Genomic DNA, 13,308 nt, shown 5'->3' on the forward strand with positions numbered 1-13,308 from the left:
TTCTAGTCCAACGAAAGAAACCCATATGCCGAAGCACATGGGTTTGATGATTTAGTGATTTGATTGGAGGAACTGATAGACTGCCATCATTTCCTGCTTATTCAATTCGCGTATACGATTAAAAATAGGAATATTGGCAACGGCTTCAAGATGGGAGCCCTCTGTAACAACATCGCTTACAGTACCAGTTAGCCATGTTTCCACATCAATGCCATCAACGATTTGCTGGCGTCCCTCCTCATTAATGCCACTTGCGCCACAGCTTACACAGGGCACGGTTAATTTATGGACTCCATCATGCAGCCCATCTTCAGAGAGCACCTTTTTCCCTTTACAGAATGGACAGGAATGACTGGCTTTGACTTTATTGATTTGGGTTACGATTTTCTTGTAGCCAAATGCTTCATATACATATGTTAGTTTTTTATATTTACCATTCGTAAAATATTGATCGATGATGGTTTCTCTTGTCTCCTGTATATTGGCAAAATCACAGATGGTCACTTGATTTTTATGGCTGATGCGCTCTAGATTATCTTTGATTTTGGCCCAAAAAGGAAAAGCGTTTTGTAGTACGATTTCATAGCCGACAAAGCTTGCTAGCTCTAATTCCAGCATTTTTAGGGATACCTGTGTTTCCCTTGGCAATAAGGAAACATCCTGTAGCAGTGACATGTCTCCGCCCACGATGGCTTTGATTTTTTCTAATTGTGGTAAGTTGCCTACAATGTTGATGACTTCATCAAGCGGCTGGCGAATTAAGTCACGAATATCTGTGTCCCCAAATCGTAATTTCTTTTGGTGGTTGAGCACAGTCCCATGACAAATTGGGCATGGTACCATTTCTCTTGTTTCCTTCATTTGCTCTTTAATAATGGATTTTGAAATCACGATATAACGACCAATGATAAAATTAAAGCCCTCCCACTTTTTCGAGGATTTTGTTGCCTTATCATAAAAGGACTTGTCCCAATAACCATATAAAAATGTATGCTTTTCTTCCTCAGTCATATCATGATAGCTTTTACTAATGTCCTGACCCAGCTCTATTTTAATCTGCTCAAAGAGAAATTCTAATTTAGAATGTTGATAGTATTTTAAAACCTCCATTATATCGGGATGTAGTAGGCCGTCCCAAAATGGCACGTTTTTGTCTTGTACCACAAGATCAAAATCGAATTTTTCAATTTCCAATCGACCAGAGCAGCTAGGGCAATGATTTTCTTGGCTATAAAAATCGAAGCTTCTCGTATCCTTATTTGTTGGATGAGCAGCCACAATATGATTGATTAGGCCACCTATTTCATACAGGAAGCTATATTGGCTATATAAATGTCTTTCCAAATCAATGGCAACAACTGGGGCAATTTTGTTCGATTCATATTCACCGTAAATCAGACGAGCCATGGAAGATAAGCTTTTTAAGATGCCACCCTTATATATATTTTCCGCATTTTTGAAATAGCTAATATGGTTGTCTTCTAAGTATTGAATGCCCTGCCTTAATGCGAGTGTAGATGTGATTTGTAATGGAGTTGAACCCATTGAATGATTATCCTGATTAAAATAATCTTCATGGCTAACTACATTTAGATGTGTTACAGGCTCCTGCTGTCTTTTACCGAAGTCAACAACAAAATCAGAGCTTTCCAGCATATAGGCATTATGCTCAATCATGATGATGGAGATAGATTCATCCTCTAGGATGTCCCTGACACTATCGATGAATTGGTTTAAAATGTTCTGAGATAGCCCTTTAGAAGGCTCATCAAAAATAAATAATGTATGGGGATTACGAGCGTTGGCAAATAACTCTGAGACTAGATGCACACATTGGAATTCACCAGTCGATAGAGATTGCGTTTTTCTCTCAAGCGTTAAGTAGCCCAGTCCAAGCTTAATCAATAAGCTTAAGCGTTTATGTGCGATATCCTCATTAGGTAGTTCATCGATTATATCTTCAATCGAGCGCTGGAAAATATCATCAATGTCCTCACTATATTTTGTTAGTTTCTTTTTAATATCAAGGAATGTCGCGACAGTGGAACGACTCGTAATGGATTGGTTACGATCTTGCCCAACCATCACGAGTTTGTCCTTTGGATAGCGTTTGATAAAATCTTTAGCAATACACTCATTAACAAGCGTTGATTTCCCACAACCAGACTCTCCTGTAAAGGTAACAAGTCGATTTTGTGGAATGTCTATTGCATCCATGTGGATATTACGGCAATATAAATCTCCGAATTGATAATAGGATGTTGGTGCTGCTGGATTTCGTTCCCAATAAATAGGCTTTGGTCGTGGAGATTCTTCAACGATTTTTCCTCCGTATTTTCCACTACCTGGTCCAAAGAATAGATGCTCGTCTGCCGTGTCTAACACAGTATCAGAATGATCAATCAACCAAATTTGGTTTTTAGCGCCTAGCTGTTGTATTTGCTCTAAAATTTTTAGTAAGGTGTTATGGTCCAGACCCACAGAAATTTCATCAACAATAATCACGGTGTTTTCGCTTGTTGCCATGAATTCTGCTAAGTACAGCCTTGTTAATTCTCCACCTGATAAAGTCCCCATAATACGATTTAAGGTTAAGTAGCCAATATTCATTTGCATAATATTATGCAGAATATGCTGTTTTTCTTCACTGATATTTAATTCTTTTGATAAGGAATAGATGGCCTCTATACTTAAATGATGAATATCAGAAATACTATAGAGTTCATTCCATAAAGTGATTTTATACTGCTCCACTTCTGGACTATAGCGCTTACCCAAACATTTTTTACATTCTACATTTTTTGTCGTGCCTCGCCCCTTACATGCAGGACACCAGCCTAACGCATTGTTAAAGGAAAACATCTCTGGCGATAGCTGAAACTCATCTGCCAATCGATTACGAATTTCTTTAAAAACACCTGTATGCGTACCAATTGTGGAACGTGGATTGCTAGAGATTGAGGATTTTCCTAGAAAAAGTACAAGGGGCATGTCCTCCATTTTGATGGCACTGAAGTTCGTTTCCATAATGTTTGGAAACAAATATTGATATTCAGCCTTTGGCAATAAAGAAACAAGACGTTTTTTGGATTCTTCTCCAATCGTTTGACAAAATGTCGTCTTCCCTGAACCAGACAAACCTGCTATGGCTAAAGATTGATCGTCGGATAAAACGACATCTAGACGGTTAATATTATTGGCAATTAGTTCATTAATTTTCATTTAGTTATCCTTCCATTTAAGAAAATTAAAAGATGAGACTGAACATGAAAGAACACAATTCTTGCTACGGAATTGCGCTCTTCTTGCTGTTATTTAATTTATTCTACGCTAATACTTTTTCAAGCTGTGCACTCATATTTGTCCAAGCATATTTTGCTCCCTCGATTGCACCTTGACGTGCCTTTGTTTCTTCGCTGAAGCCACCTTGATCAAGATGAAGCTGAGTCGTACCATCTGCTACCTGTGTTAATGTCCATGTAACTGTTGTTGTTTCGCCAGCACTTGTCCAAGTATAAGATAATTTGTGAGGCTCTTCCACTTCAAGTACCTCACAGTCTACAATACCGTCCCACCATTCATTTGGTTCAGCACGGAATTGGAATTTATGTCCTACGATTGGTTGGAAGTCATTGTTCCAGATCCATTTTGCTAGTGTATCTGAGTCTGTTAAAGCATGCCATACTTGTTCGATGGAACTTGTAAATTTAAAATCTAATGATACATCTGGTTTCATTTTTTTTCCTCCAATAATAGATGTAATTTCGCGATTCTTTCTTTCCAAAATCCTTCATAAAACGATACCCAATCTTGTATTTCTTTCAATGGAGCTGCATTCAATCGATATCTCGTCTCCCTACCTTCCTTGCGTGCAAGAACAAGGCCTGCATCTTTTAGAATGGCTAAATGTTTCGAGACAGCAGTACGCCCCATATCAAATTGAGCGGTTAATTCGTGAAGCGGTAACTCATCTACCTCTGCCAATAAACGGATCAACTTTCGTCTTGTTGGGTCAGCAATGGCTACATAAACGTCACGCTCTTGATGATTGTTATTCAAAACCACCACCCTTTCTAATAGGACACTGATTGGTGTCTTAATTATATGACACCAAATAGTGTCCAGTCAAATACTATTTTGGTCAAAGTGGTAGGAGTTCTATACCTACAAGGAAAACTAGCTAAAATACAAAAAAGTACAGAGGAGGAGCCTATGTACTTTCGGGTAATTATTCATTTGTTAACTTCAGTTGTTATGGATTCATGTAACAGAATAACAATACGCCTTAAAAGAAAAACCCTTATTGACATGAATTGCGCATCCCAATAAAGGTTTTCTGATGTGAATTTATGCTAGCTCTAAGGGTAAAAAGGCGTAGTCTCCATCTCTTATAACGGAACCTTTACGCACCGCAATTGACTGCTTGAATAGAGGGCCATCAATGACGGTCGTATGGAATTCGCCGCCTTCTCCGCATGGGTCAATGCTACGGGCTTCAAGCTCCTTTACATATTCAGGGGTAAGCACACGCCCTAAATCGTCCTCCGTCATGCCCAAGGATAGGTTGACCGTGACAATCATTGTAATAAATCCTAAGTGAATAAATTCATCGACAGCCTCACGATGGTTCATCTCCCACAATGGCATGCCTAGCTTTAAACCTACCTTTTTAGTGACTTTATCGTGCCAGCAGCCATGTGCAGGCATATCTAAGTCTCCTGTTACTAATACTTCAGCTCCCTGCTGCTTTGCCTTTACTAATAAACCTACAAATACTTCTTCATAATCCGCCCAGCTTGCTGCAGCAGTATAGACTGGTAGCCCAATAGAGTCAGCTTGTGCCTGGATAAGCGCAGGTGGCATCCCGTGGGACCTTGAACGTTTCCCTTCTTCCTCTAGCATCACTATGAGACCCATTGCTTGGCCCACCTGTGATGCTTTATATAAAGCTAAAACACTATCCTTGCCACCACTAAATGAAGCAATAAATGTGCGATTTTGTGCATTCTGTTTCCAGCCAGTTGTGTTGGTCATTTCCTTGTCTCCTTTTACTGTTCATCAAGATATATGCTTCTAGCATCCTCGTCAAAAAACTCTATGATCGTTGGATAATTATTAATGTTAATATTGGCCTCTTTCAATATTTTTTGCATAAAGATGGTATCGACAAAAATTTTATTGATAATCATCCTACCTATTGATGGTAAGTCATGGAAATACGCTATTAACTGAATAAGGTCATCAAAGTGAAAAGTCAAAATATAAGTGACATAATTCTGTAATAGCATACTAAAGCAATGCTCACGATAAGGATTCGATTGATGATCGAATAAAAAGCTATGAAGCAATTGATAGAATGCCTTATTATTTTGATTAAACATATGTAAAAAATCATCTACATTATTAATTAGATGTAGGTACTCTATGCCATCTTCAAAAGGCATAACGAGTCTTTTTGATTTTCCTTCGATGCTTCTCAAAAGTTCGATTGTCAGCTTCTTGCAAGCATTTATCTCATGTGGTGTTAACAATGCTCTGTCATGCTTATGCTGACAAATATAATCATGATAATGAGAAAAATATTGCTCCATATTGATATTCGTTTTAGCATGAATTAATGTTCCTTCTTTGAACGAAAAAGCATAAAGCGTTTCCTCGTTCACTGGATGGCTATACAGATAGAAAAAGAATAAAAAGTCCTTTAACTGTTGTTTCTGCTCTTTGCTGAGTATCGTGACATGTTCTAATTGAGCAAGTTGAAAGAAGCAATAGTTTTTCATAAAATCATTCATTTTGTTATACGGGTTCCGTGGAATTATTCTAGTCGTTGCATTTATTGTGTAGAGCAAATAATAGCAAACTTGCTCATCATAAACATCTAGCTGCTTGAAACAAGATGTAAGCATAGGCTGCCAGTCTGGCTTTTGAACATAATGAGGATTTTGTGGTTGAAATGCCTCTGCCCATTCCAAAAATGTCCCCTGTTCGTGATCAATAAAAAAGAGCTCTGCGCTAGTATCTTCTAATAAAACATATTCGAAGTCCTTCATTTGAACGGCTGGTAAACCCCGATTAAACTTGATATTTAGGTAGTGATCAAATACTTCTTGTAATACAGTCATTCATATCCCCATTTCTTTAGGATTTTTCAGAAGCAAACGTCCCTTTATTTTATCACTCATGATGAGCACTTGGCGATAGATGCTAAGGTGGAACACCATTATGAGTGATTAAGCCAGGTCGTTGGATCAATGCCTATTTGGAGGTTATCTGGAGGAGCCATGGAGAAACAAGAGTGAGAATTTTGACTATCTAAATGGAAATAAAGTCTTTTTAGCAGAACATCAAAAGCCCGAAATAAATTACAAAACAACCTAGTGTGCTTCATAATTGTTCGGGCGTTCTGTTCATGCTTTGTTAATTAATAAGCTTGTGCAAACCAAACTGTATGTTTTGCTTCGTTTCCACAGCCAATACATGTGGTTTTCGTTGTTGGTGGATTGAATGGAATATTGCGAGATGTGTATTTTGTTTCTTCCTTCACTTTTTCCTCACATGCATCCTCGCCACACCAGCCAGCAAGCACCCAGCCTGGGATTGTGCCATTGTCTTTTGCTGTGTCAATGTGCTGTTGTAATTGTGGAAGTGTGTCAATTGTTGTGTGAGCATTTGCTTCACGGAATTGACGAGCTTTTTCTAATAAGCGCGTTTGCATGGTTGTTAATTCTTCTTCAATAGCTGTGATGATTGTAGCTAAATCAACAGTTCGTTTTTCTTCTTCATCACGCGCTTTCAGTAAAGCTTGCTTGTTTTCTAGGTCACGTGGCCCTAATTCAACACGCACAGGCACGCCCTTTAGCTCCCATTCATTGAACTTATAGCCTGGCGATTGGTCTGAATCATCCAAACGTACTCGAATACCCTTCGCTTTTAAGGCTGCAAAAATCTCATCTAAATGCTCCATGATTTGAGGGTTCTTTTTCCATGGTCCTACTGGAATTAAAACAACTTGCGTGGGTGCGATGCGTGGAGGTAAAACAAGTCCCTGCTCATCACCATGCACCATAATAACTGAACCAATTAAGCGTGTAGATGTACCCCAAGATGTTGTGTGTACGTATTCGTGCTGGTTCGCTTTATTTAAATACTTGATATTAAAGGCTTCAGCAAATTTTGTTCCTAAATAATGGGATGTTCCTGCTTGCACAGCCTTGCCATTTTTCATCATTGCCTCAATAGAGTACGTATCGACAGCCCCTGCGAAACGCTCAGAAGGTGTTTTTTGTCCATCATAGACAGGAATTGCTAGCACCTGTTCTACTACTTCTTTATAAATGTCTAGCATTTGCATTGTTTCCTGCCGAGCATCTGCTTCATCCACGTGCGCTGTATGCCCTTCTTGCCATAAAAATTCTGATGTCCGGATAAAAGGCAGTGTTTTCTTTTCCCAACGGAAGACATTTGCCCATTGGTTGATTAGCACTGGTAGGTCACGGTAGCTTTTAATCCAATTAGAGTAAAGATGACCAATCATCGTCTCAGATGTTGGACGAAGGGCTAGCCGTTCTTCTAATTGTTCCCCTGCTGCCTCGGTTACCCAAGGAAGCTCAGGTGAGAAACCTTCGATATGATCCTTTTCCTTTTGAAAGAAGGATTCAGGGATAAGCATTGGGAAATAGGCATTACGATGTCCTGTCTCTTTAAAGCGACGATCCATTTCCTCCTGAATATGCTCCCAAATTTCATAGCCGTCTGGCTTAAAGGCGATACAGCCTCGAACAGGTGTATAATCCATTAAATCGGCTTTTTGGATGGTCTCGATATACCATTTCGAAAAATCTTCTAGTTGTTTTGACATGTGTTCTCCTCCAATTTTGTTAAATGAATACTTGTTCAACCCGTATAAAGATTTAGCTGAAGCAAGAAAAAAGCACAAAGCTGTCCTCTGAATAAGGACGTCTTTGTGCTGGAATGACGTGGTACCACCTTGATTTAGCTTTACGTAGATTATAAAGCCCTCTCACGTTTGGTAACGAAAACGACTCGGTTATGTTTGCATAACATCTCCGTGGTAGGTGTTCAGTCAAGAAGCGGTGATATAGCTCTCAGCAGGTGCTATATTTTCTGTTTCACAATTCTTACTTACTTGGCCACATCATCAAATGGTTTATCATGTTAACAGTTTTACTTTATCCCACTTTAGCAAAATCATTCAGGAATAGCAATTAATAACTGGATTTATTTGTGACAGTATTAACAATGAGATTCGTAAAATCTTCTACAGATAAAGGCTTACTAAAATAATAGCCCTGCACATACTCACATCCATGCTCACGCAGAACATTTAATTCAGCTTCCTCCTCTACACCTTCAGCTACTACTTGGAGATTTAAGGCATGTGCTAATGAAATCATGGCTGAAATCATAGCGATTCCAGACTTCTCAGGTACGATATCACGGACAAAGGCACGATCAATTTTAAGTACATCCACTGGGAATTTTTTTAAATAATTTAACGATGAATAGCCTGTCCCAAAATCATCTAATGAAATAGTTATACCTAGTTCTCGTAATTGCTTGATAGTATCAATTAAATCTTCCGTATAATCAAGCATACTCATCTCGGTAATTTCAATTTCTAATAAATTAGGGTCAATGCCTGTTTCTGCAATGACACTACGCACCATATCTACAAAGCCACCTGTACTAATATGAATTGGTGAAATATTTACAGCTACCCGCAATGATAAATCATGTGATTCATTCCACTGACGAGCTTGAGCACAGGCTTTACGTAAAACCCATACACCAATATCATTAATCAATCCACAATCCTCTGCAAATGGAATAAAACGATCTGGCGGAATATGACCTAATTCAGGATCATACCAGCGTAGCAATGCCTCCATACCAATAACAGAATCCGTTTTTAAGTCGATCTTAGGCTGATAATGTAATTCTAGACGATCTTGCTTTAATGCTTGATGTAATTTCGTTTCCAGCAAAAGCCATTTATCATTGGCCTCGTCCATATTATCACGATATAGTCGATATTGATTACCTCGTGTAGATTTTGCAGCATACATAGCAATATCCGCATTTTTCAATAATTCTTCCACAGAGTTTGCATGATCTGGGAATACACTGATGCCGATACTAATACTCGCATAAAATTCATAGGTATCGACAATAAAGCTTTCATTGAAGACGCCAATAATTTCCTTAGCCATTTCATCAATGCGATTGACATCATTTAGAATCATGACAAATTCATCGCTATTGTGGCGATAAAAAGAATTCGAAGTATGATCAATATTGCGCAGACGATTGGACATTTCCACTAAAAACATATCACCAATAATATGACCAAGTCCGTCGTTAATGTGTTTGAAACGATTCACATCAATGAAAAATAACGCAAACTTCTCTCCTGTACGTCGAGATTGATGAAATTCATTTTCTAAACGCTGTTCTAATTTGCGACGATTTGGTAGCCCTGTTAGTTCATCGTGATAGGCAATATGAGTAATTTTTTTAATGTCCTTTTGCGCTGTAATATCTACGCGAATGGCAATATATTGATAAGGCTTTCCTCGTTCATCTAGGAACGGAAAAATCGTTGTTTTCACCCAATATAAACTGCCATCCTTTGCACGATTGCACACCTCGCCATTCCACATATCGCCATTACCGATTGTTTTCCACATCTCTCTAAAGAAAGATTTGGGATGAAAGCCTGAATTTAGTAAACGGTGATCTTGACCAACTAATTCTTCACGCGTATACTTCGAAATTTTACAAAAATGATCATTAACAAAAGTAATTTTTCCGGTACGATCTGTAATCGCTACAATGATGGAACTATTCATGGCGGAAAAGATATCTTGTAATTCTTTTAGACTGTAGTTCATTTGATTAACACTACTAGGCGTGATATTCATCATTTTCATTCTCCATTCATTAAAATATGAAGGGTTTGGTACTTTTGCTTTATCTTACAGCGAGGTATAAAGTTGTGGTATATCGCCCTTTTTTATGTAATTATATTATAGTCTTAGAAAAGCAGTTAATTCAACCCAAATCTCAAAAACATTCAAAGCTGCATTTGATAGTTTTTAATAAAATAGACAAAAATTAGTGGATATAACCTCCTTGTAATTGTCTAAATATATTGTTATTCAATACTTTTGAACTATATTAAATAGTTTATTTAGGCTATTTATCTTTTTAATACAAAATATAAAAGTTTTATATAATATGTTTGAATGTCTTGTAAAATTTTTGTTAAAGTAAAATGCCTTACTGTCCCACATAGGAAGTAAGGCATTTTATATGTTAAGAGACCTCATATTCTATTGAACCCCCTATTGATTTCGCCTGCATGTTGTAGGCATCTAATTGCTCTTGGGATAAACTTGAAATGTAATAGTGAAAATTAATAGGCTCTAGCCCATGCTCCTCACATACTTGACGATAAAATTCATAACCTTCTCGATAATCTGTCATCCTCATAACTTCCTTTCACATTCCCTATTTTACGTCTGATTTTTTTGTTATATAACAGAAATATTATTTGTTTAAAAATATATAACAGACTACTGTACTTGTCAATGAATTATCTGAAATTTCTTGCTGAAATCACGAAAGCCCAGACCATTTTATTTAGTATGGCTGGGCTTTTCATAAAATATTCACGGCGGCTTCCGTCATAATCACTCCTTTTAAATTCCTAATTGTTTTGCTTGCATATTGTAAGCCGAAAGTTGTTGCTGTGATAATTGTAATACATAGTAACGGAAAGAAATTGGCTCCAATCCATAGCGCTCACACATTTCACAATAAAATTCATAACCATCACGATACTTTGACATTTAAATTTCCTCCTCTAACTAAATCTGTTTTATAACAGTTGTTATTATTTTTATTTAATATATAACAGATTATGTAGCACGTCAAGAGATTATAACAGAAAAATTGAATAACAATAAAAGGAATTTAGCTCGTCTCCTGTGCCAAATTCCTTTCATACATGTTATTCTCTAACGATTTCTTGTAATTGCTTGATATGACGCTGCTCGTGCATATAGACCATTTCAATCCATTGGTCGAGTGGTAATTCTCCTAAGGCTGGGTGCTTCACAGCGCGCTTAGTTAATGCTTCAGGTTCCTCGATTGTTTGCAAAAAGGCGAGGAGGTTCTTTCTTGTTGTAGCTAGTAAATCCAGCATCGCTTGAACAGTGAAAGGCTCTTCTGCTGGCTCTACAATAGGCGGTGCTTGGAACTTTCTTGATCGATCTAAGATGAGATGAACATTTTTTCGAGCGGGTGTTGACTGTTCCTCTGCCTTTAATCCCCATGTAATGGCTTTCTTTGTTGCTTCCTCTACTAATACGAGATGATGACAGATTTGTGCCACACTCCAGCTTTGTGCATCTGGTTTCTTATTAAAGGTTGTATCGTCCAATAAGTGAATTTCCTGAAGCAATTGTGTTCTTGTGGTATCGAGATGTTCTTTGACGTTTGACATCCTTGGCTCCCCTTTCATTAGGTCTTCTACTATATATTCGATATGGAGAGGGGAAAATCATCTTTCACGAACAATATTAAATGGATTATTCTCTAAAACTTGCTGTAGCTGCTCATCTTCAATATGTGTATAAATTTGCGTGGTTGCGACGCTAGAATGCCCTAAAATGTGCTGCAAACTACGGATATCTGCCCCTGCTTTATACATCATCGTTGCGGATGTATGGCGTAGTTTGTGTGGTGTAAGTCGTTCTTTTTGAAGACCTGACTGCTGATTAATGCGTTTAACGATTTTGGCAACGGTTTGACGTGTAAAGCGTGTTCCCTTCTGAGACACAAATAGGGGCTCCTCACCTTCGCCTTTATAGGGTGTCTTCCCACTGTTTTCATAGTCAGCAAGTGCCTGCATACAGCTATCATTTAAATAGACGGTGCGCTCTTTGTTGCCCTTCCCAATTACGGTTAAATAACGTCCTTGAATGGATGTCTTATTAAGCTGACATAGCTCGGTGACACGTATTCCTAAATTTAAGAAAAACATCATCATGCAATAATTTCTCGGGGATGCCTGATTGCTTTTAATCCCATCTATAAATTGTGTAGCTTCTTGTAGGTTCATATAAATGGGTCGTTTTCTGCCTATCTTTGGTGTCTCTAATTCATCTGCAGGATTTTCCTCGATAAGTCGACGTTTGCCTTTTAAGTATTTAAAAAAGGATTTTAATGTGGCCACTTTTCGTGCTCGTGCAGCAGCTGAATTGCCTCGCTGTACTTCGCAATATTCCATGAATAAATAAAGATCCTCTAATGTCATTTCGCGTATTTCTTCTATTGTAATAGTGCCAATATCAATGGCGGATAAATTCTCTATATCCAAATCCTCCTGGACAGCTTTGTGGAAGCGGAAAAATAAGGTCAGGTCATATTCATATTCTTTTCTTGTGCGCTGAGACTTTCCTTTGATGGTTGTTAAATAGACAAGAAAATCCTTCATGAATTTTGGTTGTTTTGTTTTTTGCATGCTCATCACCTCTATTTGCTCTATTTTACCATGAAAAAACGTTCCCAAATATAAATTTGGGAACTTTATTGAAAAAAATGCCCTTTTTCGCACGTAAGAACAAACGTTCTGTTCGAAGGTAATAAAAAACCCCTTTTTAAAAAGAGGATTTTTGTTACAACTATTTTGTGACAGTTATAGGATTTTAGGCATAAAGTTCTCGGTAAATGAATATTAAAATCTAGTAGACTTTATTTGCTGTGTGAGACGCTTCGAAAAAACAAGAGATGGGTAACTGTCCATGTCGATTCGTCTCACAACGCGCATGGGATTATTTTACAAAAACTGAATAATTCCCATCCTCTTGTTTTGTTAGTGACCAGTTTGTCGATAACATTTGCTGAAGTCTTGTGACTGTTTCCTCATCACACGTTAAATGCTGGATACCTGTTTCTAATAGTTGGTAATCCTTCCCTTCTTCTAATTGAAAGCGTAGCTGCAATAAACGTTGGATGCCTGGTAATGTTACATACTTGATTCGATAATGGCCATGGTATGCCTTTAAGAACTGTTGTTCCCCTTCCTGATATAGAGCCATTGTCTCGCTAAATTCATAGTTTGGCACTTGTTCTTGCCAAGCTGATACATCCCCCGAACGCAAAGCTCGTAAAATTTCCTCGTCTGATAAATTTAATTTGGATAGTTTATCTAATTCATACGCTTGCATTAAATTAATGATGGTCATGGTTGTTAGCTCCTTTTATGTATTTATTCACAGTGTA

12 protein-coding genes are annotated in these 13,308 nt (G+C 37.8%); all 12 read right to left on the reverse strand.

Features of this window, described 5'->3' with window-relative positions:
* Positions 1–51: 51 nt before the first annotated feature.
* Positions 52–3,222, reverse strand: coding sequence for an ATP-binding cassette domain-containing protein (locus AAJG31_RS02035; protein WP_259950751.1), 3,171 nt, complete (start codon positions 3,220–3,222; stop codon positions 52–54).
* 103 nt (positions 3,223–3,325) lie between these two features.
* Positions 3,326–3,736: an SRPBCC domain-containing protein gene (locus tag AAJG31_RS02040; protein ID WP_048392814.1), complete on the reverse strand. Its 411-nt coding sequence runs from the start codon at positions 3,734–3,736 to the stop codon at positions 3,326–3,328.
* Positions 3,733–4,059, reverse strand: a complete 327-nt coding sequence (locus AAJG31_RS02045) for a metalloregulator ArsR/SmtB family transcription factor (RefSeq protein WP_048392816.1) — start codon at positions 4,057–4,059, stop codon at positions 3,733–3,735. Before AAJG31_RS02045 ends, AAJG31_RS02040 begins: the two co-directional genes overlap by 4 nt.
* Before the next feature lie 288 nt (positions 4,060–4,347).
* Positions 4,348–5,034 (reverse strand): diphthine--ammonia ligase, encoded by a 687-nt coding sequence (locus AAJG31_RS02050; RefSeq protein ID WP_112118669.1) that lies wholly within the window; start codon positions 5,032–5,034, stop codon positions 4,348–4,350.
* A gap of 14 nt (positions 5,035–5,048) precedes the next feature.
* Positions 5,049–6,122: a hypothetical protein gene (locus AAJG31_RS02055; protein ID WP_279495024.1), complete on the reverse strand. Its 1,074-nt coding sequence runs from the start codon at positions 6,120–6,122 to the stop codon at positions 5,049–5,051.
* A 299-nt stretch (positions 6,123–6,421) separates the two neighbouring features.
* Positions 6,422–7,858, reverse strand: coding sequence for a proline--tRNA ligase (gene proS, locus AAJG31_RS02060; protein ID WP_048392823.1), 1,437 nt, complete (start codon positions 7,856–7,858; stop codon positions 6,422–6,424).
* Between the two features lie 367 nt (positions 7,859–8,225).
* On the reverse strand, positions 8,226–9,944 hold the full coding sequence (locus AAJG31_RS02065; protein ID WP_054550129.1) for a GGDEF domain-containing phosphodiesterase: 1,719 nt from the start codon (positions 9,942–9,944) through the stop codon (positions 8,226–8,228).
* A 391-nt stretch (positions 9,945–10,335) separates the two neighbouring features.
* The gene (locus tag AAJG31_RS02070; RefSeq protein WP_048392829.1) at positions 10,336–10,506 is read right to left on the reverse strand and encodes a hypothetical protein; all 171 of its coding nucleotides are present in this window, start codon (positions 10,504–10,506) and stop codon (positions 10,336–10,338) included.
* Positions 10,507–10,721: 215 nt separating this feature from the next.
* Positions 10,722–10,871, reverse strand: a complete 150-nt coding sequence (locus tag AAJG31_RS02075; protein WP_004230023.1) for a hypothetical protein — start codon at positions 10,869–10,871, stop codon at positions 10,722–10,724.
* Positions 10,872–11,032: 161 nt separating this feature from the next.
* Positions 11,033–11,527 (reverse strand): DinB family protein, encoded by a 495-nt coding sequence (locus tag AAJG31_RS02080; RefSeq protein ID WP_279495018.1) that lies wholly within the window; start codon positions 11,525–11,527, stop codon positions 11,033–11,035.
* Positions 11,528–11,584: 57 nt separating this feature from the next.
* Positions 11,585–12,547, reverse strand: coding sequence for a tyrosine recombinase XerC (locus tag AAJG31_RS02085; protein WP_257960989.1), 963 nt, complete (start codon positions 12,545–12,547; stop codon positions 11,585–11,587).
* A gap of 310 nt (positions 12,548–12,857) precedes the next feature.
* Positions 12,858–13,271: a hypothetical protein gene (locus AAJG31_RS02090; protein ID WP_048392836.1), complete on the reverse strand. Its 414-nt coding sequence runs from the start codon at positions 13,269–13,271 to the stop codon at positions 12,858–12,860.
* Positions 13,272–13,308: the final 37 nt, after the last annotated feature.

Origin of the sequence: Lysinibacillus sp. BS3 (genome assembly GCF_039614735.1) — a bacterium.
Lineage (GTDB): Bacteria > Bacillota > Bacilli > Bacillales_A > Planococcaceae > Lysinibacillus > Lysinibacillus capsici.

Excerpts from the sequence above, each read along its gene's own strand:
- proS (WP_048392823.1), bottom strand. The coding sequence starts at position 7,858 with ATGTCAAAACAACTAGAAGATTTTTCGAAATGGTATATCGAGACCATC.
- AAJG31_RS02050 (WP_112118669.1), bottom strand. The coding sequence starts at position 5,034 with ATGACCAACACAACTGGCTGGAAACAGAATGCACAAAATCGCACATTT.
- AAJG31_RS02090 (WP_048392836.1), bottom strand. The coding sequence starts at position 13,271 with ATGACCATCATTAATTTAATGCAAGCGTATGAATTAGATAAACTATCC.
- AAJG31_RS02035 (WP_259950751.1), bottom strand. The coding sequence starts at position 3,222 with ATGAAAATTAATGAACTAATTGCCAATAATATTAACCGTCTAGATGTC.
- AAJG31_RS02055 (WP_279495024.1), bottom strand. The coding sequence starts at position 6,122 with ATGACTGTATTACAAGAAGTATTTGATCACTACCTAAATATCAAGTTT.
- AAJG31_RS02080 (WP_279495018.1), bottom strand. The coding sequence starts at position 11,527 with ATGTCAAACGTCAAAGAACATCTCGATACCACAAGAACACAATTGCTT.
- AAJG31_RS02075 (WP_004230023.1), bottom strand. The coding sequence starts at position 10,871 with ATGTCAAAGTATCGTGATGGTTATGAATTTTATTGTGAAATGTGTGAG.
- AAJG31_RS02065 (WP_054550129.1), bottom strand. The coding sequence starts at position 9,944 with ATGATGAATATCACGCCTAGTAGTGTTAATCAAATGAACTACAGTCTA.
- AAJG31_RS02040 (WP_048392814.1), bottom strand. The coding sequence starts at position 3,736 with ATGAAACCAGATGTATCATTAGATTTTAAATTTACAAGTTCCATCGAA.
- AAJG31_RS02085 (WP_257960989.1), bottom strand. The coding sequence starts at position 12,547 with ATGCAAAAAACAAAACAACCAAAATTCATGAAGGATTTTCTTGTCTAT.
- AAJG31_RS02070 (WP_048392829.1), bottom strand. The coding sequence starts at position 10,506 with ATGACAGATTATCGAGAAGGTTATGAATTTTATCGTCAAGTATGTGAG.